We start from the raw sequence: 22,832 nt of genomic DNA, 5'->3' as shown, positions 1-22,832 counted from the left end.
TAGACAAACGATCCCAGAGACAGGCGCGAGACCCCGTGGACGTCGTCTTCACCATCGTTTCGCGCAACTATGCGGCCCAGGCGGCGACGCTGATGGAGAGCCTCGGCGTGGCCGAGCCTGATGTCGCCCGGGTGGTGATCGCCACCGACGGCGCCATCGCCTTCGCCGACAAGGGCGTCCGGGTGATCGAGGCGGGCGACCTCGTCCCCGACTTCGCCAACCTGTGCGCCTATTACGACGCCCTGGAACTGAACACGGCGGTCAAGCCGCATGCCTTCCGCGCCCTGCTGGCGCAGCCGGGCGTGAGCTCGGTGGTCTATCTGGACCCTGACATCTTCGTCTATCGGCCGCTCACCGAGGTGCGCGAGGGCCTGTCCCGCGCGCCCCTGGTCCTGACGCCGCACCTGACCCGGCCGCTGCGGGGCGAGGCCAATCCCAACGACCACGTCATCCTGACCTCGGGCGCCTACAATCTCGGCTTCATGGCGGTGCGCAACGAGCCGCAGATCGAAGCCCTGCTGGATTGGTGGGCGGAGAAGCTAAGGTTCGACTGTCGTGTCGACTTCGCCGCCGGCCTGTTCACCGACCAGAAGTGGATGGACCTCGCGCCCGGCCTGGTGAGCGATCTCGCCCTGCTGCGCACGCCAACCCTCAACCTGGCCTACTGGAACCTGGAAGGCCGCGAGCTCTCCAAAGGCGCCGACGGTTGGCGGGTAGAGGGGGAGCGCCTGGGCTTCTTCCACTTCTCCGGTTTCGACCCCGCCCGACCCGACCTGCTCTCCAAGCACCAGGACCGCATCAAGGTCGCCCCGGGCTCGGCCCTGGCCGACCTGCTGCAGGTCTACGCCGCCGCCATGCTGCGCAACGGCCATGCGCAGGCCCGGGAGACCCCCTACGGCCACCGCGCCTTCCCCTCGGGCCGGCTGGTGACGCCTCAGGAACGCCGCCGGATGCTGGACGCCGCGCGGGCGGGCGAGGCCTTCGGCGGCGGTTTGAGCCGAGCGGCCGAGGCCTGGCTGGACGCCCCGGGCGAGGCTGACGCCCGCCAGCCGCTGGCGCCGCCGGAGGGACCCTGGCTCGCCGCGTCCAGCGACCTGACGACGTGGCTGAACGCCAACCCGGCCGCGGCCGTGGCCGCGATGCTGGCCGCCCGCAGGGATTTGCGTGACCGCTTCGCCACCGACCCCGCGGGCCTCCAGGCCTGGCTGCTGGGCCCCGAGGCCCTGGCCGGCCGCTTCGACGCGCGCCTGCTGGCCGGCGCCGGTCCCGAGGTCGTCGCCCGCGCAACCCGCTACGCGGTCGGCGAGGCGTCCGCGATCGCGGCCTATGGCCTGGCCGACCGCGCCGGGTGGCCGGCAGGACTGGTCGATCCCACGCTTGAGGCGGCTGTCACGCACCTCGCCCGGGGACTGCCCTTCCCGCGCCTCTTCCTCCGCATCTGGGAGGGTCGCGGCGACCTGCAGAGGCTCTTTCCCTTGACGAGCTTCCACCAGCGTTTCGCCTTCCTGCGCTGGCTGATCGGCGGCGGCCTGGCCGAGGTGGGCGTCGATCTGGCCGCCCTCCCCGTCGCCGTTCGCAACCACCCGCTCTTCCGCCTGGCCCGGCTCAGCGTGCGCCATGCGGGCTTGGTCCCGCGCCGCATTGCCGCCACCGGCGCCTGCGAGACCCTGATGGTGATGGAACGATGGACCGACACCGCCGCCGCCCCGGTCTTCGAGAGCGCCACCACCTGCTTCCGCGCCGCCTCCGGTGAGGTCGTCCCGCCGCCCGCCCAGGTGGGTGAGGTTGTGTTCCAGACCGCACCGGGACTCAGCGCGGCCGACGCCATCGCCCTGTTGGCCCACGGCGTGTCCTGGCGTTCGGCGCGGCGATGAGCCCGGTCGCCAGCGCGCGGCGCCTCTGGCGCGGCCTGATCCCCGAACCTCTGCGCCGCGCCGCCCAGCCGGTGCTGGCGCGGGCGCTGTCGGCCTATGTCCGGTCGTCGGCCCGGGCGCCCCACGCCGCCGGCACGGTGGGCGGACCGATCCGCGTGGTGGGCTATTTCGAAGGGTCACACGGCATCGCCGCCTCGGCCCGCCTCGCCGTCCGCGCCTTCGAGGCGCTTGGCGTCCCGGTGGAGACCATCGACGTTTCCGCCGCCCAGCTCGACTGGATCGGCAAGGCCGGGCCCGCGCCGGCCCCGGGCCCCTGGATATTCCACCTCAATGCGCCGGAACTTCTGGCCGCGCTGGCCTATCTCGGCCCCAGGCGGGTGCTGGGTCCCCGCTACGGCTACTGGGCCTGGGAATTGCCCAGGGCGCCTGATCTCTGGCTGAAGGACGCGGCCCTGGTGGACGGCGTCTGGGCGCCCAGCGCCTATACCGCCCAGGCCCTGGCCGGCGCGGCCGCCCCGGTGCGCGTCGTTCCCCACCCGCTGTTCCTCGAGGACTACCGCGACGTGGTCCCCACCCCGCACACGGCGGAATTCCAGGCGGTCAGCCTGTTCGATTTCAACTCCGCCGCGGCCCGCAAGAACCCCGAGGGCGTGATCTCGGCCTTCGCCCAGGCCTTTGGCGACGAACCCACGGTCCGCCTGCTGATGAAGACGCAGAACGGCCACCTCTTCCCCGAGCACCTGGCCCGCCTGCGCCGCCTGGCGCCCGCCAACGTCACCATCGAGGACGCCGTCTGGCCCTATGATCAGGTCAAGAGCCTGATCGCCGGCGCCGATGTGCTGATCTCCCTGCACCGCGCCGAGGGGTTCGGACTGACCCCGGCGGAGGCCATGGCCCTGGGCACGCCGGTGATCGCCACCGGCTGGTCGGGCAATCTCGATTTCATGGATGCGGGCAGCGCCCTGCTGATCCCCTTCCACCCGATTCCGGTGCGCGACAGCCAGGGAATCTATGCCGGTCAGACCTGGGCCGAGCCCGACACCGCCGCCGCCGCCGAGGCCCTGCAGCGCCTGCGCACCACGCCGGAACTCGGCCGCCGTCTGGCCGAGAACGGTCGCCGCATGGTGGCCGAGCGGCTCTCGCCCCAGGCCTGGTTCACGACCTTGCCGGACGAGGTGAAGCGCGCGGCGATGGCGGCGATCAGAGGCTAATCTTTCACGGGCTTGCCCACGCTCATCAGCGCGAAAACAGCCACCGCTCCCACCAGCACCACCGGCACCATCGACTGGAACACCTGGCCGGCGCTGTAGCCCGCGCCGCGCAGTTCACCGGCGATCAGGGGACCCGCAATGGATCCCAGCCGCCCGACCGCGATGGCGGCGCCGGCGCCCGCAGCACGGACCTGGGCAGGGTAGTAGATCGGCGCGAGCGCATAGAGCACGTAGAGCCCCCCCACCACGGTGAAGCCCGCGGCGGCGGCGAAGCCGTAGATGGCCGGCAAGGCCGTCGCCTGGGCCAGGCCGTACATCGCGCCGGCCAGCACCAGGAACACCGCCAGCAGCGGCCAGCGGAACCCGATCCTGTCGGCCATCCAGCCCAGCATCAGGGCGCCCATCACACTGAAGGCGTTGAACCAAAGGGAGGCCGCGGCCCCGTCGGCGGCGGTGAAGCCCTTGGCCACCACCAGGGTCGGCAGCCAGTTGAGCAGCAGGTAGGTGACCAGCAGGTCGAGGCCGAACACCACCCAGATCAGGAAGGTGGTGAGCGCACGGCGCTCTGAAAACAGGCCCCGGGCTAGCCCGCGGTCGGCGTCTGGATCATGGTCGGGCCGGGTCTCGGGCAGCAGCCACAGCACCACGGGGACGAGCAGCAGCGGCAGGGCGCCGCCGATCAGGAAGACAGTTCGCCAGTCAAGAGCGTCGCCGGCGTTGCTGGCCAGCAGCGACACCAGCGCCCCGCCGGCCGGCAGGCCGCAGAACATGCTGGTGGTGGTGGCCGCCCGCTTCGACGGTGTGCTGATCTCGGTGGCGATGGCGATCAGGTTGGGCATGGCCCCGCCGAAGCCGATGCCGGTGAGCAGCCTGGCCAGGGTGAGGGTTTCGAAACTGTTGGCGAAGGCCGTGGCCACCGAGAACACCCCGAAGGCCGCCACCGAGACCGCCAGCACCGGCTTGCGCCCCACCCGGTCGGCGAACCAGCCGCCAGTGAGCGCGCCGATCACCAGGCCGATCATGGCCGCGCTGCCCGCCCAGCCCATCTGGCCGGGATTGAGCCCCAACTCCGGCGCCATGTGCGGCGCCGAGACCCCGAAGGCCTGGATGTCGTAGCCTTCCAGGGCCGCGATGCAGAAGCAGATGGCGACGATGAAGCCTGGGCTGAGACGCTTGGCGGTGGTCATGGCCGATTCCCCCGTGATTGTTCCCCGGGCGCAGAAGGCCTCAAGGTCTCGTTCCACGCCAGTGGAGAAGTTGGCGATCCGCCGTCGCGGGCGCCTGGGGGCGGCGTCTTGGACTCAGGAACCAGGGGGGCGCTCAAGCGCAGGAACAGTCTCATCCGCCTCCCCTTATATTTTGTATGTGTTATATACTATCTTCCGAACCCGGGGATCAAGCCGCCGCCTTGCGATTGAGGGTCGCGATCGCCCAGGTGAGCAGGGCGCCGGCCACCAGCAGGCCGGCCATGGCATAGACCGGCAGGGCGAAGGAGCCGGTGGCCTGGCGAATGGTCCCGATCATGTTGGGCCCGGCCAGGCCGCCCGTCGATCCGGCGATGTTGATCAGAGTCACCCCCACCGCCGCCGTCGCCGGGGTCAGGAAGGTGGAGGGCACGCCCCAGAAGGCGCCCTGGGCCGCGCCGAGGCCGACGCCGCCCGCGATCAGCAGCACGAGGGCCAGCCCGCCTGCCCCCACATAGGCCGCGCCGGCGAACCCGGCCGACGCCAGCAGGGCCGGCGCCGCGACGTGCCAGTAGCGCTCGCCGGTCTTGTCGGAATGCCAGGCGTTCACCGCCATCCCCACCCCCACCCCCACCCAGGGCAGGGCCGAGAGGATGCCGACCCGCAGGGGGTCCCCGCCGCCCGCCGCCTTGATCACCTGGGGCAGCCAGAAGATCAGGCCATAGGCGCCCGTCAGCAGGGTGAACCACAGCCCGACTGAGGCCCAGACGCGGGGACTGGAGAAGAGGGCCGGCCAGGACGCCACGCTCTGAGGCTGCCCCACCTGGGCGGCGGCGTCCTCCACCAGGAAGGCCTTCTCGTCATCGTTCAGCCAGCTGACCTGGTGGGGATCGTCCTTGAAATAGGCCAGGGCCACGAAGGCCAGGACCACGGTGGGCAGGCCCTCGGCCAGGAACATCCAGCGCCAGTCGGAGAGACCCAGCGGGTTGTCCATCGACAGCAGCCAGCCCGACAGCGGACCTCCGACAACCACCGACAGCGGGATGGCCAGCATCGGGGCCGAGAAGGCGCCGGCCCGATAGCGTCGCGGCATCCAGCGGCTGAGATAGAGGATGATCCCCGAAGCCCAGCCGGACTCCGCCACCCCCAGCAGGAACCGCAGGAGATTGAAGCTCGCCACGTCGTGGATCAGGCTCATGCACGAGGCGACGGTCCCCCAGACCAGCACCGTGCCGAAGATCCACCACCTCGCGCTCATCCTGGTCAGCAGCCAGACGTGCGGCGCCTGGAAAGCGAGATAGCCCACGAAGAACAGGCCTGCCCCAAAGCCATAGGCCTTGGGGTCGATACCCAGTTCCGGGTTCATGCTGATGGCGGCGAAGGACAGGTTGGACCGGTCCAGCGCGTTGAAGAAATGCAGCAGGACGACGGGCGCCAGGAGGCGCGGGATCAGCTTGCGGCGGATCCCCGCGGCGACGTCCTCCATGGCGGTCGCTCTCTTTCCGGCGCGCTAGAACTGGAACTTGGCGGTGGCGTAGACCAGGCGCGGCTGCACCGGCAGGCCCACCTCCTGGCCGGTCGGCGGCAGGGTGGCGTGATAGGCGTAGTAGACCTCGTCACTGAGGTTCGTGCCGTTCAGCGACAGCTCCAGCCCGGGGACCGCGTTGGGCGCGAAGGTGATGGCGGCGTTGTAGAGCGTGTAGCCGGCCTGGAACGAAGTCGGATCGCCCAGGGTCAGGAACTGGTCGCCCTTGTAGGAGGCGTCGCCCCGCACCGTCAGGTCGCCGGCGGCCAGCTGGAAGACATACTGGGCGCCGCCGTTCACCGACCAGTCGGGAACCTGCGGCAGCGAATCGCCGATCTTCACCGCGTTGGGACGGTTGAAGGGATCGAGGATGGCCCGGGCCTGAGGGGTGAGGCGGTTGAACTTGGCGTCCACATAGCCGACCCCCAGGTTCAGGGTCATGCCGTCGGTGGGCACGGCCACGAACTCAGCCTCGAAGCCCTGGATGTCGGCGTCGCCTGAGTTCTGGGTGGTGCGCAGGTTGGCTCCGGTCACCGGGTCCACCTTCTGGACCGTGAACTGGATCTCCTTGTAGTCGCTCTGGAACACCGCGACGTTGGCGGTCAGACGGCGATTGAACCAGTCGGTCTTGGCGCCCAGTTCCCAGGTGGAGATGGTCTCAGGCTGATAACGGGGGGTGGGCGACAGCGGGCTGTTGGACGAGCCCCAGCCGCCCGACTTGAAGCCTTCCTGATAGCTCGCATAGATCAGGATATTGTCGGCCGGGCGCCAGTTGATCCCAGCCTTCGGCGTGAAGCTCTCCCACGTCTGATTGTCGCGGCTGAAGGGCACCTGGGCCACGCCCCGCTGGGTGAAGCGCACCGAGAAGGCGTAGTCCTTCTCGTCCCAGTTATAGCGACCGCCCACCGTCAGCTCGATCTGCGGGGTCAGGGCGAAGCTCTCCTGGGTGAAGATCGCGTAGCTTTTCGCCTTCATATAGAAGTAGGTGAAGGTGTCGGCGGCGTCGGAATTGATCCGCAGGGCGAGGGGCACGTTCTCCCAGATGCCGTGGAAGCTCTCGGTGTAGAGCTTGGACGAGCCGTTTTCCTGGAAGGCGTAGAGGCCCACCAGGTACTTCAGGCGGTCGTCGAGGGCGCTGCCGGAAAACTGCAGCTCCTGGCTATACTGGTGATCATAGAGCTCGGTCTGCGAGGTCTGCATCGAGTAGGGGGTCTGGTCCCCGTCCACCCCGATCTTGGCCGAGACGCCGCGGAAGGCGGTCACCGACTTGACGGTCAGGGCCTCGCTGACATCCCAGGTCGCCACCACCGAGGCGCCGCCGATCTGGTAGTTGTCATAGCCCCCCTGCAGGGCGTTGCTCTGGTAGGGATCGCTCGAGGCCCAGCGGTTGTCGTAGAGCGAACCCGCCGGCAGACCCAGGCGCTGGTTCTCCGCCGCCGCCGCATAGGTGTTGAACCGCGCCGCCTTGGCCGGCGGGAAGGGCGCCGGCGAGGTCAGGTAGCGGATCAGATAACCCTGCGGCCCGACATTGTTCTGCTCCGAATAGTCGGCGTTGAACTGCACATCGAGATTGTCGGCGGGGACGTAGCGCAGGGCGGTGCGGAAGACGATCCGGTGCTCGTTGTTGCCGTTCTGGCCGTCATAGCGCTTCGACCAGCCGTCGGAATTCAGGAACGAGGCCGAGAGTTTTCCGGCCAGCCTTCCCTCAATGATCGGCCCGTTGATCGCGAGCCCGAAGTCGGTGCGGCCGTAGGAACCCACCCGGGCCTTGAGGACGCCGCTCACCTCGCTGAGATCGGGCTTCTCGGTGACGATGTTGATGGCGCCGCCGATGGTGTTGCGGCCGAACAGGGCGCCTTGCGGACCCTTCAGGACCTCGGCGCGCTCGATGTCGTCCAGGCTCATCAGACCGCCCACGGCGCGGGCCAGATAGACGTCGTCGACATAGACCCCGACGCCGGGATCGGTGGGAAACTGGAAGTCGCCGGTGCCGACGCCGCGGATGTAGCCGGCATAGGCCGAGCCGCCGCCGGCCGGGCGGTTGGTCTGGTGCAGTTCCAGGTTCGGGGTGAAGTTGCCCAGGTCCTGCAGGTTGGTGGCGCCGCGCGCCGCCATGGTCTCCTGGGAGAAGGCGCTCACCGAGACCGGCGTGTCCTGCAGCTTGGTCTCGCGGCGCTCGGAGGTGACCACGACCTCGGCGACCTCGGTCTGAGCCAGGGCCTGGCCGGCGAAGGATAGCACCAGCGCGGTCGTGGCCATCAGCAGCTTGGCGCGCGCGGAATTGGAAGTCGGCATCGGAAAAGTCCCTCCCCAGGGTCGTGACGCGGTCTGTCGCCGCCTCGATCGACATCAAGATTGGGAGAGGTGCTTGGCTTCGTCAATGGTTAGTGAGACTAACGATTGATCAGGCGTCGTGTTTTGACCGCCCTGTGTCGGCGAGGCCGCAGAGGTGGCCGAAGCGGCGGGGGGGCCGCTCCGGCCTGGAGCGCGACGGGATGGTGGAGCCCACCGTCACGCTCCAACGCTCTGGGACAGAAATCCGGCCGCTATTGCGGCATCTCGGTCCCGACCTTGTCGAAGGTGCCGCCGACCTTTTCCCCCAGCACGGAGATGGAGGCGATGAGGACCACCGCGATCAACGCCGCGATCAGGCCATACTCAATGGCCGTGGCGCCGGACTCGTCGGCGATGAAGTTCTTCAGGAACTGGGTCATGCACACCTTCCCCTTCTGGGAGCGCCAGCGGACCCATGCCCGTGACGCTGTGGCGCAACTTGCCCGGACAGGTTGAAGCAAGGCTTTCCAAACACCCTTAAAGAGCGAGTAGTCTTATGTCGTAGACTTCGCTCTTAACGGCTTCGAAGGCCTGAGGCGCCTAGGGTGAAGGCTGAACAGGAAAGGGAGCCGCCATGGCGACCCGTACGTCCAGCTTCCACAGGCACGCGATCGATCACTTCGAGCCGCAGGACACCAGCGACGATCCCCACGCCCAGCGGCGCATGCGCGGTCAGCTGGAGCAGATCGACTACACGGCCTTCGCCTCCAACAAGGAGGTGATCGGCGCGGTGCTGGGCCACGCCGATTCCCAGAAGTTCCAGCGGATGGCGGTAGCCGCCGCCATGGCCCGGGCCCAGTGGGTCAAGGAAGCCTTGACCCTGAGCGACGGCATCAGCCCCAGCCACGAGCAGATCTCCCGCCTGGGCCGGCTCCGCCAGGCCTATGAGGAACTCGCCGAGGCCTATGAAGCCATGCGTCGCATGGTGGAGCGCGGCTACCTTCCCTACCGGGCGCCGGCGACCTAGCTGGCCCACGCCGCCACGGCCCTTAAGGACCGCTTCACCCCGCGCCCCTAGAATCAAGGCGTGTCCAGACAGGCCGCGCCATGAAGGTCGCCCCCCTGGGGACGATCCCCACCGCCGCACAGGTGCCGGCGCTCGCCCCCGTGCGCCCCGTCACCCGGGTGCAGGGCGGCCAGCTGTTGCGCGAGATGCAGCGGGCGGTGGAGGCCGACGCGGTCGATCCGTCCCAGCCGGTCGAGTCGCTGACCCGGGTCGGCGCGGCAAAGACCTCGTCCCAGCCGGGCCTCGCGCCGCTCCTGCCCCAGACCCCGGCCCAGGCCATGGCCCAGGCCCTGCGCAGCGCCCTGACCCGCCAGAGCGGCCTGGCCCCGTTGATGGCAGATCTCAGCCAGGCCCTTCGCACCCAGGCCCTGTCGCCCCCCGCCCGGGCCGCGGCCCTGCAGATGCTGGCCCAGCTGATCCCCCTGGACCCGGCGGTGCGAGGCGCGGACATCAAGCGGGCGCTGAAGACCTCCGGCCTGTTTCTGGAGGCCAACCTCGCCGCCGACCCCGAGACTTCCCCGCTCGGCAGCGACCTCAAGGCCGCCCTCCTGGTGCTGCGCCAGGCGCTTGGCCCCGCCACCCGGCGACCTCCCGGCGCCACGCCCCCGCCACCCTATGGCGGCGCCCCCACCTCGGCCCAGAAGGCGGCCATGCCCAGCCTGCCCTTGGGCGCCGCCGCCGGCGCCATCAGCGAGGCCCTGGCCGCCGAGACCCAGGGCGCGCTCGCCCACATCGACCTGCTGCAGATGGCCTCCCTGCCCGAGCCGGAGAGGCCCGACGACCCCAGCCGCTGGTGGTTCGAGACCCCGCTCCAGACCCCCCAGGGTCCCGGCGTCGCCCAGTTCGAGATCAGCCGCGACAGCCAGGGTCGCGCGCGCGACGAAGACCGCGAGCCCCTGTGGCGCGCCCGCTTCTCCGTCGACTTCGAGCCCGTCGGCCCGGTGGACGCCCAGGTGGCCTTCGACGGCGACCTGGCCCGCGTCAGCCTCTGGGTGCTGCGCGCCGACACCGCCGAGCGCCTGCGCGCGGCCCAGCCGATGCTGGCCCGGGCGCTCGCCGCCGCCAGCCTGCAGCTCGAACTGGTCGTGCACTCCGGCCCGCCGCCCGCGCCGGCGACACCCGCGGGCCGCCTGCTGGACCAGTCGGCATGAGCAACGACCGCCGCCTCGCCGTCGCCCTGCAGTACGACGCCCCGGGCGCGCCCCGCGTGGTGGCCGCCGGCCGTGGACGGGTGGGCGAACGGATCATCGCCGCGGCCGAGGCGCACGGCGTCCCCCTGGAGCACAACCCCCTGCTGGCCGAGGCGCTCTCCAAGGTCGAGCTGGACGCGGAAATCCCGGAGCGCCTGTTCGTGGCGGTGGCTGAGATCCTCGCCTTCCTGATGCGCGAAGGCGGCGAACCACAGACCGACACCTAGCTGTCAGCCATCGATCGCGCCTGAAGATGGAAACCCAGGCGGCCGCCTGATCCGCCTGGGGCCAAGGCGCGAACGCCTGATACAAGCGCTCGGCAACGTCCGCCGCTCCCGCGCGTTGGGCCGCGCGGAGGGCTCTCATGCGACTGTCGATCCAGGCCGACCTGACCTACAGCTTCGAGCACCCGTGCGAAGTTCTGCTGCTGCTTGAGGCCGCCCGTGCGCCGGACCAGGCGATCCATTCCGAGCGCCTGACCCTCACGCCGGCCGCCGAGATCGCCCGCCTGGACGACTCCGTCACCGGCGAGCGCCGCGCGGTCTTCACCGCCCATGGCGAAGTGGCCATCGCCTATACCGCCCAGGTCGAACTGCTGGCCCGGGACGCGAACCTGAAGGGCTGCGCCGCCACCGCCATCCGCGACCTGCCCGGCGAGGCCCTGCGCTATCTGCGCGCGAGCCGCTACTGTCCCTCGGACCGTTTCGAGGCCTTTGTGGACAAGGAGTTCGGCACGCTCAAGGGCGGCGACAAGGTGGCCGCCATCGTCGAATGGATCGGCGGGCATCTGGTCTATGAGGCCGGCGTCAGCGACGCCACGACCACCGCGATGGACACCTTCGTGGATCGCGCCGGCGTCTGCCGCGACTTCGCCCACCTGGCCATCAGCCTGTGCCGCGCCGCCGACATCCCGGCCCGCGCCGTCTCGGCCTATGCCTGGAAGCTGGAGCCGCCGGACCTGCACGCCGTGGCCGAGGTCTATCTGGGCGGCCGTTGGCGGCTGATCGACGCCACCGGCCTGGCGCCCATCGACGGCCTGGTCCGGGTCGCCACCGGCCTGGACGCCGCCGACATCGCCTTCATGACCATCTTCGGCAAGGCCGAGCTGGTCAGTCAGAGCTTCACCATCGAGAAGACCAAGGGCTAGCCATGGCCGAGCGTCTGGACGCCATCGTCATCGGCGCCGGGCCCGCCGGCCTGGCCGCGGCCATCTATCTGGCCCGCTTCCGCCGCCAGGTCCTGGTGCTGCACGACGGCGACAGCCGCGCGGCCTGGATCCCCCGCAGCCACAACCATCCGGGTTTTCCGGGCGGGATCGTGGGTACCGACCTGCTGGAGCGCACCCGCCGCCAGGCCGAGGCGTTCGGGGCCAAGGTCGAAGAGGCCCAGGTCACCGGTCTCGCGGTCGAGGGCGACGGTTTCAAGATCATCACCGGCCACCGCACCCTCTCCGCCCGGTCGGTGATCCTCGCCACGGGCGTCGTCGACCGCCTGCCCGACCTGCCCGGCGTCGAGGCCGCGGTGCGCCGGTCCCTGGTTCGCATCTGCCCCATCTGCGACGGCTTCGAGGTGACGGGCCAGGCCTTGGCGGTGATCGGCGACGGCCCCCTGGGTGTGCGCGAGGCCCTCTTCCTGACGACCTACAGCGACAAGGTCAGCCTGATCCATACGGGGACCGCCGAGGCCCTGCCGGACGACGAGCGCGCAAGCCTGGTCAAGGCGGGGATCCGGCTGATCGAGGCTCCCCTCCAGGAGGTGGTCCTCGACCACGAGCGGCTCACGGCGCTCGCCTTCACCGACCAGGGCCGCCTGGAATTCGACGCGGTCTACACGGCTCTGGGCGTCGATCCGCGTACGGATCTCGCGGTTCAGGCTGGCGCGCGGCGCTGCGGCGACGGGCGTCTGATCGTCGATGACCACCAGCAGACCACCGTGCCGGGCCTCTACGCGGCCGGCGACCTGGTCCGCGGCCTCAACCAGATCAGCACCGCCCAGGGCGAGGCCGCCATCGCCGCCACCGCCCTGCACAACCGGTTGAGAGAGGCCGAGTAGCCCTCCAGGCGAAGCCCCTATCGCGCCACGGCGATCCCGGCTTTGATCGCGGCCAAGCTTGCGGGGGCCGCCATGATCGACACGCTGTCCGGAGAGGACCTGGCCGCCATCGCCTCGGCCATCCTGGCCCTGCTCGCCCTGATGGGCGGCGCCCTGCGCTGGCGGGCCGAGACCCTGCGGCGCGACGACGTCCACAGCTGGGCCGACCGCGCCATCCAGGCCCTGCAGTCCCTGGTCCTGCTCACCAGCCTGCGCACCGACCAGATCCCCGCCGAGGCCGCGCGCGAACGCCTGACGGAGATCGTCTTCGCAACCTCGGTGCTCACCGAGCAGGGCCGCCTGTTCTTCCGCAATCAGCCGGCGGGCCGCTTCGGCCAGGAGAAGCCGCGCGCCTATCGCGGGCGCCGCCCGCAGATCCTCGACAAGCTGATCGCCGCCCACCACGTGGCCCTGCGCCTGCCCAAGGCGGGCGCCGCGGAACAGGCCGAACTGGCCCTGGTGGCCGAGGACGCGCTCAAGGAGTTCGTCTCCCTGATCCAGCAGGAGGTCGGCCGCCACCGCTCGGCGCACCCTGGACCCGGCCGCCCCGGCGACGGCACCGAGGTGGATCTGCTGATCTCCCGCCTGGACCCGGCCCGCCTCGCCGCGCGCCGCGCCGGGCGCTAGAGCGTTCCCCGCCTGACTTGGATCAAGTCAGGCGATCAGGAAGAGCGACCAAGTTAGGAATCCAGAGCCCCGTTTCGATTCATTCGAAACGGGGCTCTAGGGTCGTCGAACAGGAGTCTTTGCTGCACCGCAGCAACGATCTATGCTGCATGTGCGTTTCCGCTAGGTCAGCGCCCTTCGGCCCTGGCTCGAAAGGCTCCCAATGCGCTCCCTCTCCGACACCGTGATGCGGATGACCGCCTTCCGCGACGCCGCCGCCGCCATCGGAACCCGAGAGGGCTCCGAGCGCCTGACGCAGCTCACCGGCTTCGGCGGCAATCCCGGCGCCCTGCGCGCCCTCGCCTACGTCCCGGAACATCTGCCGAAGGGCGCGCCGCTCGTGGTGGTTCTGCACGGCTGCACCCAGAGCGCCGCGGAATACGACCTGGGCTCCGGCTGGTCGGCCCTGGCCGACGCGGCTGGATTCGCCCTGCTGTTCCCCGAGCAGGTCCGCACCAACAACTTCAACCTCTGCTTCAACTGGTTCGAGCCCGGCGACACCCGCCGCGGCCGGGGTGAGGCTGCCTCGATCCGCCAGATGACCGAGGCGATGATCGCCGCTCACGGCATTGACCGCCGCAGGGTCTTCGTCACCGGCCTGTCGGCGGGCGGCGCCATGGCCAGCGTGATGCTGGCGACCTATCCCGAGGTCTTCGCGGGCGGCGCGGTGATCGCGGGCCTGCCCTTCGGAGTCGCGACCTCCGTGCCCGAGGCCTTCGACGCCATGCGCGGCCATGGCGGTCCGGACCCAGCGGCCTTGGCGACCGCGATCCGCAAGGCCAGCCCACACAAGGGGCCCTGGCCCAGCGTCTCGGTCTGGCATGGCTCGGCCGATCACACGGTCAACGCCTCGAACGGCGAGGCGGTGCTGGCCCAGTGGCGCGGCGTCCATGGCCTGGACGCCGACCCCAGCCACACGGAGACCGAAGGCGGCCACACCCGCCGCACCTGGCGCGACGCCAAGGGCCGCGCCCTGCTGGAGCATAATCTGGTGGCCGGCATGGGCCACGGCGTGCCGCTGAAGCCGGACGGGTCGGCCGGAGGCGGCGTCAGCGGCGCCTATATGCTCGACGTTGGCCTGGCCTCCACCCGCGCCATCGCCGCCGGCTGGGGGCTGATCCACGAGGTCGAGGTTCCGCTGGCCACGCAACTGGCCGAAGAGCCCGGCGCGATCCGCCTGCCGCCGGCGCACACCGCCCTGTCCAAGGTCTCGGCCATCGGCACTGTGATAGAAGACGCGCTGCGCAAGGCTGGCCTGATGAAATAAGGTGCTGGCGCGCTCGCCTGCGGCGCGGCCCCGACCTCAAAGACATGCGCCCCGGCTCGCGACACGACCGCCACTTTAGCTTTGCCGGCCCGGCGGGGTGTGTACATTCCGCAGCACCGTGATCCGACCCGCATCCAAGAAACAATCCGCGCTATGAAATGGCGCCGCAAGGAAGATGAAGTCGAGAAGGATCCCAGAGCCATCTTCTGGGCCTGGGCGGGCTACATCGTGTTCGGCTTCGCCGCGGCCATGCTGGTGTTCATGTGGACCCACCCGGACTTCATCCCGCCGTGCCATTCGACCGGCTCGATCAGGGGGATGGGTGGCGGTAGCTGCGGACGCTTGTGGGCAGGCGGAAGTCACGTGACGCCGTCGGACATAAATTACGCCTTAACCCCGCGACATGAGCCCCCGGCGCCCGTGGAACTCCCTCAGCGCCACCATCCCACGCTGCGCGAAGCCCTCCCTGCGGCCGCGCCAAGTCGCTAGGCTAGGCTCCTCTCGATCTTGTCCAGCGTCTCCATCGCCGGCAGGCACTGGGCGACGCTGGCGTTCGGCTCCCGCCCTTCGCGGATGGCGGCGAAGAATTCGCGGTCCTGCAGTTCGATGCCGTTCATCGAGACGTCCACCTGGCTGACGTCGATGGGGTTTTCCTTGCCGTCCACCAGGTCGTCATAGCGGGCGATATAGGTCCCCTGGTCGCAGATGTAGCGGAAGAAGGTCCCCAGGGGCCCGTCGTTGTTGAAGGACAGGCTGAGCGTGCAGATCGCCCCGCCCGGGACCTTCATCTGGATCGACATGTCCATGGCGATGCCCAGGTCGGGGTGCATCGGCCCCTGGACGCCGCGCGCCACGCTGGCGGTCTCGCCGGTCTGGTACTGGAAGAGGTCCACCGTGTGGCAGGCGTGGTGCCACAGCAGGTGGTCGGTCCAGCTTCGCGCCTGGCCCAGGGCATTCATGTTGGTGCGGCGGAAGAAATAGGTCTGGACGTCCATCTGCTGGACCTTCAGCTCGCCGGCCGCGATCTTCTTGTGGATCCACTGGTGGGACGGGTTGAAGCGCCGGGTGTGGCCGGCCATGGCGATCTTGCCGGACCTCTTCTGGGCGGCGTCCAAGGCTTGCGCGTCGGCCAGGTTGTCGGCCATCGGGATCTCGACCTGCACATGCTTGCCGGCCTCCAGGCACTGGATGGACTGAGCCGCGTGCAGGCCGGTGGGCGTCGCCAGGATCGCGGCCTCGACGCCGGGCTGGGCCAAGGCCTCGCCGAGGTTCGTGGTCCAGTGGGGAATCCTGAAGCGCTCGGCGACGGCCTTGGTGCTGTCGGGACTGCCGCCGGCCAGGCTGACGACTTCCACCCCGTCGATCTTCTCGATCGCCTCCAGGTGCTTGATGCCGAAGGCGCCCTGGCCGGCCATGACGATCTTCATTGGGGCTGCTCCGGGATGGGCTCGAGGATGAGGTGGCCCACCGCCGTGTTGGAGGCGGGCACGTGATAGAAGCGGCGCAGCTCGCGCACCTCGCGCGTCAGGGCCCCGCGCATCACCAGCCACATGACCAGCTCGATCCCCTCCGACCCCGCCTCGCGGACATAGTCGATGTGGGGGACGGCGGCCTGGCCCTCGGGGTCGGCCACCAGCCGGTCGAGGAAGGCTGTGTCGAAGGCCTTGTTGATCAGGCCGGCGCGCGGCCCCTGCAGCTGGTGGCTCATGCCGCCGGTGCCCCAGACCTGGACGTTGAGGTCCTCGGGGAAGCTCGCCACCGCGCGCGCGATGGCCAGGCCCAGCTTGAAGCAGCGGTTTCCGGTGGGCGGCGGGTACTGGACCACGTTGACCGCCAGCGGAATGACCTTGCAGGGCCAGGCGTCCGGCTGACCGAACATCAGCGACAGGGGCACGGTCAGGCCGTGGTCGACGTCCATCCGATTGACGATGGTCATGTCGAACTCGTCGAGGATCAGCGACTGGGCCAGGTGCCAGGCCAGCTCCGGATGGCCCTGGACCACGGGCACCGGCCGCGGCCCCCAGCCCTCGTCGGCCGGCGCGAAGCTCTCGGCGCAGCCGATGGCGAAGGTGGGGATCAGCTCCAGCGAAAACGCGCTGGCATGGTCATTATAGACCAGGATCACCACGTCGGGCCTGGCGTCCTTGATCCAGGCCTTGGACGTCTCGTAGCCGGCGAACACCGGCTTCCAGTAGTCCTCGCCCGAGCGGCCGTTATCCAGGGCCGCGCCGATGGCCGGCACGTGGCTGGTGGCGACGCCGGCGGTGATACGCGCCATCAGGCGTCTCCCTTCTTGCTGCGCACGCCCTCGATGGAGCGCCCCCCAGCCAGCATCATTGCCGCGTAGTCGGCCTGGCTGACCCCGGACATCATGGCGGCGATCTGCTGGAACGAGAGGCCGTCGGTGGCCGCGATCTTCGAGGTGAAATAGATGTTGCCGCCGAGCGCCAGCATGCCGTTCCAGTCGCGCGCGATCACGGCGGCCTTCTGCTCCGCGGTCATCGGCCAGCGGTCGAGGTAGGCGCCTTCATCGGCCTTGAAGGCCTCACGGCCCTCGGCCTTCATCAGCGACATGCAGAACATGTTGAGGTGGTAGCCCTTGCGCGACTGCTCGGCGTCGAACAGCGTCGTGCCCGGGATGTCCTTGAACGGGTTCTCAGCCACGGTCGTCTCCCCAGTAGAGGGCCATCGGATTGTCGATCAGCAGCCTGCGGCGCGCCTCTTCGGTCGTCGCGAACTTGGGGATCTGGTCGGTCAGCACGCCGTCGTCGGCCATGTGGCCCTTGAGGTTGGGGTGCGGCCAGTCGGTGCCCCACAGCACCCGGTCGGGGAAGCACTCGACGATGGCCCGCTGGAACGGAACCACGTCGTCATAAGGCGGGCCGGCCAGGCTCAACCGCTCCGGACAGGAGACCTTGGACCACACATCCGGGTCCTCGCTCATCCACTGGAGGAACCGCTGGAACTGCGGATGCTCGACCCCCAGCGCCACGTCGGGACGGCCCATATGGTCCACCACCACCCGGGTGGGCAGGCTGGTGAACAGCGGCTGCAGCTCCACCAGGTCGGGGGCCTCGAAATAGACCACCACGTGCCAGCCGAAGGGGGCCACCTTGGCGGCGATCCGCTGCAAGACGTCGTGCGGCGTGAAATCGGCCAATCGCTTGAGGAAATTGAACCGGACGCCCCGGACGCCCGCGTCGTGCAGGGCCTGGATCTCGGCCTCGGTGATCTCCTCCCCCACCGTGGCGACGCCGCGGGCCAGGCCGTTGGAGGCCTTCAGCGCGTCCACCAGGGCCCGGTTGTCCTTGCCGTGGCAGGTGGCCTGGACCACCACGTTGCGGCTGAAACCCAGGAAGTCGCGCAGGGCGAACAGCTGATCCTTGCCCGCGTCGCAGGGGGTGTACTTGCGCTCCGGCGCATAGGGGAACTGCGCCTCAGGCCCAAACACATGGCAGTGCGCATCGACCGCGCCGGCCGGCGGCCGATAAGCCGGCCTGGTGGGGTTCGGATGGAAGGGTAGCCAGTCAGCATCCATTGTATGTCTTACTTACTAATTTCCGACCGCGATGCAAAGCCGATCTGTGGGTCCATGACGGAGCGGTCGATGGCGCCCTCCCACTTGCAGACCACGATGCTGGCCAGGGTGTTGCCCACCAGGTTCACGAAGGTCAGGGCCTCGGCCATCAGCTTGTGGACGCCGAGCACCAGGGCGATGGAGGCCACGGGAATCGTCCCCACCGTGCCGAGCGTCGCGGCCAGGGCCACGAAGGCCGCCCCTGGCACCGCCGCCGCGCCCTTCGAGGTCAGCATCATCACCCCGATCAGACCCGCCTGGTCGGCCAGGCTCATGGGGGTGTTGGTCGCCTGGGCCAGGAAGATCGCCGCCGTCGCCAGGTAGAGGCAGGTGCCGTCGAGATTGAAGGAATAGCCGGTGGGAACCACCAGCCCGACGACCCCCTCGTCGCAGCCGAGCCCTTTGAGCTTCTGCATCACCCGGGGCAGCACCGCCTCGGTGGAGCCTGAGCCCGCCACGATGGCGATCTCCTCCTTCAGCAGGCCGAGCAACCGGAAGATGTTGACCCCGACCGCCCAGGCGATGGCGCCCATCACCCCGAAGACGAAGACCAGGCAGACGATCCAGAACTCCAGGATCAGCGCGCCCAGCGAGAGCAGGGCCGCAGACCCGAATTTTCCCACCGCAAAGGCCATGGCCCCGAAGGCGCCGATGGGCGCGGCGCGCATGATGAAGCCGACGACATTGAAGAACACCTCGGCGACCCGCTCGATCAGGTCCAGCACCGGCTTGCCCCGCTCGCCGGTGAGCGCCAGGGCGAAGGCGAACAGCAGGGCCACGAACAGCACCTGCAGCACGTTGGGCTGGACGAAGGCCGAGACGAAGGTCGTCGGGATCACGGCCGCCAGGAACTGCGGCACGGTCTGGGCTTGCGCCTGCCTGGCGTAGTCGGCGACCAGGCCGGTGTTGAGCGCCGCCGGGTCGACGTTCAGGCCAGCTCCCGGCTGGAAGACATTGGCCGCCGTCATGGCGAACACCAACGCCAGGGCGGTCACCGCCAGGAAATAGGCCAGCGCCTTGCCGGTCACCCGGCCGACCTTGGCGAAGTCCCCCATACCGGCCACCCCGTGAACCACGGTGCAGAAGATCACCGGCGGAATGATCATCTTCACCAGCGCGATGAAGGCGTCCCCCAGCGGCTTCATCGCCGCCCCGAGGTCCGGCCAGAAATGGCCCAGCAGGGCGCCGGCCGCGGTGGCCGCCAGCACCTGGACCCAGAGCTGGCCGATCAGCTTCACGCCGTGGCCAGCCGCTTGGCGAGACGGGGGAAGACCCGCTTGGCGTTGCCCTCGAAGATCGCCGTCTTGTCGGCGTCGGGGATGGCGCTGGCCTCGATATAGCGCTTGGTGTCGTCGTAGAACTGGCCGCTCTCGGGATCAACGCCGCGTACCGCCCCCACCATCTCCGAGCCAAACAGGATGTTCTTGGCCGGGATCACCTTCAGCAGCAGATCGATGCCCGGCTGGTGGTAGACGCAGGTGTCGAAGAAGACGTTGTTCATCACCAGCTCGCTGAGCGGCGGCCGCTTCATGTCCTGGGCCAGGCCCCGGTAGCGGCCCCAGTGATAGGGCACGGCCCCGCCGCCGTGCGGGATGATCATCCGCAGGGTCGGGAAGTCCCTGAAGAGATCCCCCTGGATGAACTGCATGAAGGCCGTGGTGTCGGCGTTGATGTAGTGGGCGCCCGTGGCGTGGAAGGCCGGATTGCAGGAGGCCGAGACGTGGACCATGGCCGGCACGTCCAGCTCCACCATCTTCTCATAGAGCGGATACCAGTGGCGGTCGGTGAGCGGCGGCGCGGTCCAGTGACCGCCGGAGGGATCGGGGTTGAGGTTGCAGCCAATGAAGCCCAGCTCGGTGACGCAGCGCTCCAGCTCGGCCACGGAATGGGCGGCCGGCACGCCGGGTGACTGCGGCAGCTGACAGACCCCCACGAAGTTCTCCGGATAGAGCTCCACCACCCGGCCGATCAGGTCGTTGCACGCCTGAGACCACTGCAGGCTGACCGCCTCGTCACCGATGTGGTGGGCCATGGCGGAAGCGCGGGGGGAAAAGATCGTCAGGTCGGTGCCGCGTTCCCGTTGCAGCTTGAGCTGCGCCCCCTCCAGGCTCTCGCGGATCTCGTCGTCGGAGATGTTGGGCAGGGTCAGGCGGGCCAGCTGATGGGCGTCGCAGTTGCAGGCGATCTGCCGCTCGCGGAAGTCCTGCAGCGAGGCCGGCGCCGTCGTGTAGTGGCCATGGCAGTCGATGATCATGCCGTCTTCCTGATGATGTGGTCGAGCATGGCGCCCAGGTCGGTCTGCGTGTGGGCGGCCTTGAACCCTGCGGCCCAGTCCTGCCGCTGCGCGATGGCGGCGCTCATGGTGGGGGCGACGCCGGCCTCCTCCACGGTGCGGGCGGCCTCGCGCATCTCCTCGGCCCGGCGCACGCCGTGCTCCAGGGCGCGGCTGATCATGTAGCGAGCCGTCGCCTCCCAGTCGGGCAGTGGCAGCAGGTCCGACAGCGAGGCCAGGACCGTGGCCTCCACCCCGTAGTGGCGGGCGGCCAGCATGGATTCGGTCAGCAGGGCCTCGATCCCCTTGATCATCACGCTGCGGCACATCTTGGTGGCCGAGGCCTGGCCCACCTGGTCGGAGAAGACGGTCAGCCCCGTGAAGCCCAGGGGCGCGGCCAGCTCGAGCAAGGCGCCCGCGTGCGGCCCGCCCAGCAGCATGGGCGAGGCCAGCCGCTTGGGCGGGAACGGCGCCATGACCGCGGCCTCGACATAGCGACCGCCGGCGGCGTCGATGATCTGGGCCGAGGCCTGCTTCATGCCGGGCGAGGCCGAGTTGAGATCGAGGAAGAAGCAGCCCTTGCCGATGACGCCCGCCGCCGCGCGGGCGGCCTCGACATCCTGGGCGGCGGTCACCGCGCTGAGGATCAGGTCGGCGCCCGCCACCGCCTCGGCGGCGCTGGCGCCAGCGCGCACCGCGTGGTTCGGCAGGGCGCGGCTGGGGGGGCTCGACGGGTCGGCGAACAGCAGGTCATAGGCGGTCAATTCAGCCTTTCCCGCCAGATCCGTCGCCAGGATCTGGCCGACCTCGCCGAAGCCGATGAGACAGATGCGGGTCATGGGCCGCCCCAGACGCTGGCCGGCACATAGACGTCGCCGGACATCAGCTTGCGCGCCGTCCGCAGCAGGGCCGAGCGCTTGACGCTGACGACCCCGTCCACCACGGCGACGTCCATGGCCACGGTGAAGAAGCCGGTGGGGTGCTCCACCTCCAGCGCCTTGACCGCCTCGACATCGTCGATCCCGGCCACCTCGGCGGCCACCGATCCGGGGACCACGCAGGCGGTCGCCACGCTGACCGCGCCGAACACCCCGATGGCCTCGTGGACGCGGTGCGGAATGAAGTTCCGGGTGCAGATGATCCCGCCGCGCTGGGGCGGCGCCACCAGGCACATCTTGGGCACCGTCTTCTTGGTCACATCGCCCAGGTTCATCAGCGGCCCGACCTGCAGCCGGATCGCCTCGACCCGGGCCTTGAGGTCGGCGTCGGCCTCCAGTTCTTCGGGGCTCTCGTAGCCGGTCTTGCCGAAGTCGGCGGCGCGCATGACTACGACGGGCATGCCGTTGTCGATGGCTGTGAGCTCGATCCCGTCGATCACGTCGCGGACATTGCCTGTGGGCAAGAGGGCGCCGCAGCTCGAGCCCGCCACGTCCAGGAAGTCCGTCGGGATCGGCGCGGCCGTGCCGGGCACGCCGTCGATGCGGGCCCCGCCGTCATAGCGCACCAGCCCGCCGGGCGTCTGGATCGCCGCCACGGCGATGGCGCCGGTATTGACCATGTGGATGCGAACCTCGGTCACGCCGTCCTTGGCCGGAAACAGCCCGGTCTCGATGGCGAAGGGACCGACGCCGGCCAGCAGGTTGCCGCAGTTTTGCCCCGCATCGACCCGGGGCTCGTCCACCACCACCTGCAGGAACAGGTAGTCCACGTCGGCGTCGGACCGGGTGGAGGGGCCCACCACCGCCACCTTGCTGGTGAGCGGATGGGCGCCGCCCATTCCGTCGATCTCGCGCGCGTCCGGCGATCCCATGGCCGCCAGCAACACGGCGTCGCGGGTGGCGAGGTCGGCGGGCAGGTCGCGGGTGAGGAAGTAGAGTCCCTTGGAGGTCCCGCCTCGCATCACCGTGCAGGGGATGGCGGTCTGCATCAGGCGTGGTCCACCCAGACCAGGCCCTTCTCGGCCAGCCGCTCGCGCATCTTGTAGATATCCAATCCCAGTTCGCCCGCGGCCAGGCGTGCGCGCTTGTCGATCTCATTGGCCTCACGGACGCGGGCCTTCTCGGCCACGGCGGCGGCGGCGGCGCGGCGCACCACGCAGACCCCGTCGTCGTCGGCTACGATCACGTCGCCCGGATTGATCAGGGCGCCAGCGCAGACCAGCGGCGTGTTCACATTGCCGAGGGTCTCCTTGACCGTGCCCTGGGCGAACACCGCCCTGGACCAGACCGGGAAGCCCATCTCGGTAAGATAGGCGATGTCGCGGACGCCCGCGTCGATGATCAAGCCGCGCACCCCGTGGGCCTGCAGGGAGGTCGCCAGCAGGTCGCCGAAATAGCCGTCCTCGCAAGGCGAGGTGGGCGAGACCACCAGGACGTCGCCGGGTTTGCACTGCTCCACCGCCACATGGATCATCCAGTTGTCGCCGGGCGCCACCTCGCAGGTCACCGCGGAGCCCGCGATCTTCGCCGGGCGATAGATGGGCCGCATATAGGAGGCCAGCAGGCCGATCCGCCCCTGGGCCTCGTGGGTCGTGGCGACGCCGTACTCCGCCAGGGCGTCGATGGCCGCGGAATCCGCGCGCGGGATGTTTCGAACGACGATCGCCATCTTCCGGTCCTACCCAAATGCTTGTTCT

General features: G+C 69.6%; 23 protein-coding genes. 10 read left to right on the top strand and 13 right to left on the bottom strand.

The window, feature by feature from the left end; all coding sequences use genetic code 11:
• Positions 1-35 precede the first annotated feature (35 nt).
• Both Q7J39_RS10560 and Q7J39_RS10555 read left to right on the top strand, forming a co-directional pair.
• Positions 36-1,874 (top strand): hypothetical protein, encoded by a 1,839-nt coding sequence (locus Q7J39_RS10560; RefSeq protein WP_304824055.1) that lies wholly within the window; start codon positions 36-38, stop codon positions 1,872-1,874.
• Positions 1,871-3,085 (top strand): glycosyltransferase family 4 protein, encoded by a 1,215-nt coding sequence (locus Q7J39_RS10555; RefSeq protein ID WP_304824052.1) that lies wholly within the window; start codon positions 1,871-1,873, stop codon positions 3,083-3,085. The genes Q7J39_RS10560 and Q7J39_RS10555 overlap by 4 nt, the downstream gene beginning before the upstream one ends.
• On the opposite strand, the gene Q7J39_RS10550 is transcribed toward Q7J39_RS10555, so the two are convergent.
• From Q7J39_RS10550 to Q7J39_RS10535, 4 genes are all read right to left on the bottom strand, one after another.
• Positions 3,082-4,272, bottom strand: coding sequence for an MFS transporter (locus Q7J39_RS10550; protein WP_304824049.1), 1,191 nt, complete (start codon positions 4,270-4,272; stop codon positions 3,082-3,084). The genes Q7J39_RS10555 and Q7J39_RS10550 overlap by 4 nt on opposite strands.
• Positions 4,273-4,480: 208 nt before the next feature.
• Positions 4,481-5,755: an MFS transporter gene (locus Q7J39_RS10545; RefSeq protein ID WP_304824045.1), complete on the bottom strand. Its 1,275-nt coding sequence runs from the start codon at positions 5,753-5,755 to the stop codon at positions 4,481-4,483.
• A gap of 24 nt (positions 5,756-5,779) precedes the next feature.
• Positions 5,780-8,089 (bottom strand): TonB-dependent receptor, encoded by a 2,310-nt coding sequence (locus Q7J39_RS10540; protein WP_304824042.1) that lies wholly within the window; start codon positions 8,087-8,089, stop codon positions 5,780-5,782.
• A 251-nt stretch (positions 8,090-8,340) separates the two neighbouring features.
• On the bottom strand, positions 8,341-8,508 hold the full coding sequence (locus Q7J39_RS10535) for a Flp family type IVb pilin (protein ID WP_304824039.1): 168 nt from the start codon (positions 8,506-8,508) through the stop codon (positions 8,341-8,343).
• Between the two features lie 194 nt (positions 8,509-8,702).
• Between Q7J39_RS10535 and Q7J39_RS10530 the strand changes: the two genes are divergently transcribed.
• The 8 genes from Q7J39_RS10530 to Q7J39_RS10495 all read left to right on the top strand — a co-directional run bounded on the left by Q7J39_RS10530 (position 8,703) and on the right by Q7J39_RS10495 (position 14,837).
• A complete protein-coding gene (locus tag Q7J39_RS10530) occupies positions 8,703-9,095 on the top strand; it encodes a hypothetical protein (RefSeq protein ID WP_304824036.1) in 393 nt (130 codons plus the stop codon).
• A gap of 80 nt (positions 9,096-9,175) precedes the next feature.
• Positions 9,176-10,285, top strand: a complete 1,110-nt coding sequence (locus Q7J39_RS10525; protein WP_304824032.1) for a flagellar hook-length control protein FliK — start codon at positions 9,176-9,178, stop codon at positions 10,283-10,285.
• Positions 10,282-10,551, top strand: coding sequence for an EscU/YscU/HrcU family type III secretion system export apparatus switch protein (locus Q7J39_RS10520; protein WP_304824029.1), 270 nt, complete (start codon positions 10,282-10,284; stop codon positions 10,549-10,551). The genes Q7J39_RS10525 and Q7J39_RS10520 overlap by 4 nt, the downstream gene beginning before the upstream one ends.
• Positions 10,552-10,688: 137 nt before the next feature.
• On the top strand, positions 10,689-11,471 hold the full coding sequence (locus Q7J39_RS10515) for a transglutaminase family protein (protein ID WP_304824026.1): 783 nt from the start codon (positions 10,689-10,691) through the stop codon (positions 11,469-11,471).
• A 2-nt stretch (positions 11,472-11,473) separates the two neighbouring features.
• Positions 11,474-12,376: an NAD(P)/FAD-dependent oxidoreductase gene (locus Q7J39_RS10510; RefSeq protein WP_304824023.1), complete on the top strand. Its 903-nt coding sequence runs from the start codon at positions 11,474-11,476 to the stop codon at positions 12,374-12,376.
• 72 nt (positions 12,377-12,448) lie between these two features.
• Positions 12,449-13,042: a hypothetical protein gene (locus Q7J39_RS10505; protein ID WP_304824018.1), complete on the top strand. Its 594-nt coding sequence runs from the start codon at positions 12,449-12,451 to the stop codon at positions 13,040-13,042.
• A 202-nt stretch (positions 13,043-13,244) separates the two neighbouring features.
• On the top strand, positions 13,245-14,348 hold the full coding sequence (locus Q7J39_RS10500) for a PHB depolymerase family esterase (RefSeq protein ID WP_304824015.1): 1,104 nt from the start codon (positions 13,245-13,247) through the stop codon (positions 14,346-14,348).
• 153 nt (positions 14,349-14,501) lie between these two features.
• Positions 14,502-14,837, top strand: a complete 336-nt coding sequence (locus tag Q7J39_RS10495) for a hypothetical protein (RefSeq protein WP_304824011.1) — start codon at positions 14,502-14,504, stop codon at positions 14,835-14,837.
• On the opposite strand, the gene Q7J39_RS10490 is transcribed toward Q7J39_RS10495, so the two are convergent.
• The 9 genes from Q7J39_RS10490 to Q7J39_RS10450 are packed head-to-tail and all read right to left on the bottom strand — an operon-like array spanning position 14,834 to position 22,804.
• Positions 14,834-15,775, bottom strand: a complete 942-nt coding sequence (locus tag Q7J39_RS10490; RefSeq protein ID WP_304824008.1) for a Gfo/Idh/MocA family oxidoreductase — start codon at positions 15,773-15,775, stop codon at positions 14,834-14,836. The two genes, Q7J39_RS10495 and Q7J39_RS10490, sit on opposite strands and share 4 nt — an antisense overlap.
• Positions 15,772-16,626, bottom strand: a complete 855-nt coding sequence (locus Q7J39_RS10485) for a class III extradiol dioxygenase subunit beta (protein WP_304824005.1) — start codon at positions 16,624-16,626, stop codon at positions 15,772-15,774. The genes Q7J39_RS10490 and Q7J39_RS10485 overlap by 4 nt, the downstream gene beginning before the upstream one ends.
• Positions 16,626-17,012, bottom strand: coding sequence for a protocatechuate 4,5-dioxygenase subunit alpha (gene ligA, locus Q7J39_RS10480; protein ID WP_304824002.1), 387 nt, complete (start codon positions 17,010-17,012; stop codon positions 16,626-16,628). Before ligA ends, Q7J39_RS10485 begins: the two co-directional genes overlap by 1 nt.
• Positions 17,005-17,886, bottom strand: a complete 882-nt coding sequence (locus tag Q7J39_RS10475) for an amidohydrolase family protein (RefSeq protein WP_304823999.1) — start codon at positions 17,884-17,886, stop codon at positions 17,005-17,007. The genes ligA and Q7J39_RS10475 overlap by 8 nt, the downstream gene beginning before the upstream one ends.
• Positions 17,887-17,894: 8 nt before the next feature.
• Positions 17,895-19,163, bottom strand: a complete 1,269-nt coding sequence (dctA, locus tag Q7J39_RS10470; RefSeq protein ID WP_304823996.1) for a C4-dicarboxylate transporter DctA — start codon at positions 19,161-19,163, stop codon at positions 17,895-17,897.
• Positions 19,160-20,179, bottom strand: coding sequence for an amidohydrolase family protein (locus tag Q7J39_RS10465; RefSeq protein ID WP_304823993.1), 1,020 nt, complete (start codon positions 20,177-20,179; stop codon positions 19,160-19,162). Before Q7J39_RS10465 ends, dctA begins: the two co-directional genes overlap by 4 nt.
• Positions 20,176-21,036 carry an NAD(P)-dependent oxidoreductase gene (locus tag Q7J39_RS10460; protein WP_304823990.1) on the bottom strand — a complete coding sequence of 287 codons (861 nt, stop codon included), beginning with the start codon at positions 21,034-21,036 and terminating at the stop codon, positions 20,176-20,178. Before Q7J39_RS10460 ends, Q7J39_RS10465 begins: the two co-directional genes overlap by 4 nt.
• Complete coding sequence (locus tag Q7J39_RS10455) at positions 21,033-22,124, bottom strand: 4-oxalomesaconate tautomerase (protein ID WP_304823987.1); 1,092 nt, start codon at positions 22,122-22,124, stop codon at positions 21,033-21,035. The genes Q7J39_RS10460 and Q7J39_RS10455 overlap by 4 nt, the downstream gene beginning before the upstream one ends.
• Complete coding sequence (locus Q7J39_RS10450; protein WP_304823984.1) at positions 22,124-22,804, bottom strand: 4-carboxy-4-hydroxy-2-oxoadipate aldolase/oxaloacetate decarboxylase; 681 nt, start codon at positions 22,802-22,804, stop codon at positions 22,124-22,126. Before Q7J39_RS10450 ends, Q7J39_RS10455 begins: the two co-directional genes overlap by 1 nt.
• Positions 22,805-22,832 lie beyond the last annotated feature (28 nt).

The sequence above is a fragment of the Phenylobacterium sp. genome, assembly GCF_030651185.1.
GTDB lineage: Bacteria > Pseudomonadota > Alphaproteobacteria > Caulobacterales > Caulobacteraceae > Phenylobacterium.
The sequence above is the reverse complement of the archived record's forward strand: the minus strand, read 5'-3'. Positions and strand labels throughout refer to the sequence as shown.

Bases quoted from the DNA above. Each gene is read 5' to 3' on its own strand.
- Q7J39_RS10495 (WP_304824011.1), top strand. From the start codon at position 14,502: ATGAAATGGCGCCGCAAGGAAGATGAAGTCGAGAAGGATCCCAGAGCC.
- Q7J39_RS10475 (WP_304823999.1), bottom strand. From the start codon at position 17,886: ATGGATGCTGACTGGCTACCCTTCCATCCGAACCCCACCAGGCCGGCT.
- Q7J39_RS10500 (WP_304824015.1), top strand. From the start codon at position 13,245: ATGCGCTCCCTCTCCGACACCGTGATGCGGATGACCGCCTTCCGCGAC.
- Q7J39_RS10490 (WP_304824008.1), bottom strand. From the start codon at position 15,775: ATGAAGATCGTCATGGCCGGCCAGGGCGCCTTCGGCATCAAGCACCTG.
- Q7J39_RS10485 (WP_304824005.1), bottom strand. From the start codon at position 16,626: ATGGCGCGTATCACCGCCGGCGTCGCCACCAGCCACGTGCCGGCCATC.
- Q7J39_RS10540 (WP_304824042.1), bottom strand. From the start codon at position 8,089: ATGCCGACTTCCAATTCCGCGCGCGCCAAGCTGCTGATGGCCACGACC.
- Q7J39_RS10530 (WP_304824036.1), top strand. From the start codon at position 8,703: ATGGCGACCCGTACGTCCAGCTTCCACAGGCACGCGATCGATCACTTC.
- Q7J39_RS10465 (WP_304823993.1), bottom strand. From the start codon at position 20,179: ATGATCATCGACTGCCATGGCCACTACACGACGGCGCCGGCCTCGCTG.
- Q7J39_RS10535 (WP_304824039.1), bottom strand. From the start codon at position 8,508: ATGACCCAGTTCCTGAAGAACTTCATCGCCGACGAGTCCGGCGCCACG.
- Q7J39_RS10450 (WP_304823984.1), bottom strand. From the start codon at position 22,804: ATGGCGATCGTCGTTCGAAACATCCCGCGCGCGGATTCCGCGGCCATC.
- Q7J39_RS10460 (WP_304823990.1), bottom strand. From the start codon at position 21,036: ATGACCCGCATCTGTCTCATCGGCTTCGGCGAGGTCGGCCAGATCCTG.
- Q7J39_RS10510 (WP_304824023.1), top strand. From the start codon at position 11,474: ATGGCCGAGCGTCTGGACGCCATCGTCATCGGCGCCGGGCCCGCCGGC.
- Q7J39_RS10545 (WP_304824045.1), bottom strand. From the start codon at position 5,755: ATGGAGGACGTCGCCGCGGGGATCCGCCGCAAGCTGATCCCGCGCCTC.
- Q7J39_RS10550 (WP_304824049.1), bottom strand. From the start codon at position 4,272: ATGACCACCGCCAAGCGTCTCAGCCCAGGCTTCATCGTCGCCATCTGC.
- Q7J39_RS10520 (WP_304824029.1), top strand. From the start codon at position 10,282: ATGAGCAACGACCGCCGCCTCGCCGTCGCCCTGCAGTACGACGCCCCG.
- Q7J39_RS10555 (WP_304824052.1), top strand. From the start codon at position 1,871: ATGAGCCCGGTCGCCAGCGCGCGGCGCCTCTGGCGCGGCCTGATCCCC.
- Q7J39_RS10515 (WP_304824026.1), top strand. From the start codon at position 10,689: ATGCGACTGTCGATCCAGGCCGACCTGACCTACAGCTTCGAGCACCCG.
- Q7J39_RS10525 (WP_304824032.1), top strand. From the start codon at position 9,176: ATGAAGGTCGCCCCCCTGGGGACGATCCCCACCGCCGCACAGGTGCCG.
- Q7J39_RS10455 (WP_304823987.1), bottom strand. From the start codon at position 22,124: ATGCAGACCGCCATCCCCTGCACGGTGATGCGAGGCGGGACCTCCAAG.
- Q7J39_RS10505 (WP_304824018.1), top strand. From the start codon at position 12,449: ATGATCGACACGCTGTCCGGAGAGGACCTGGCCGCCATCGCCTCGGCC.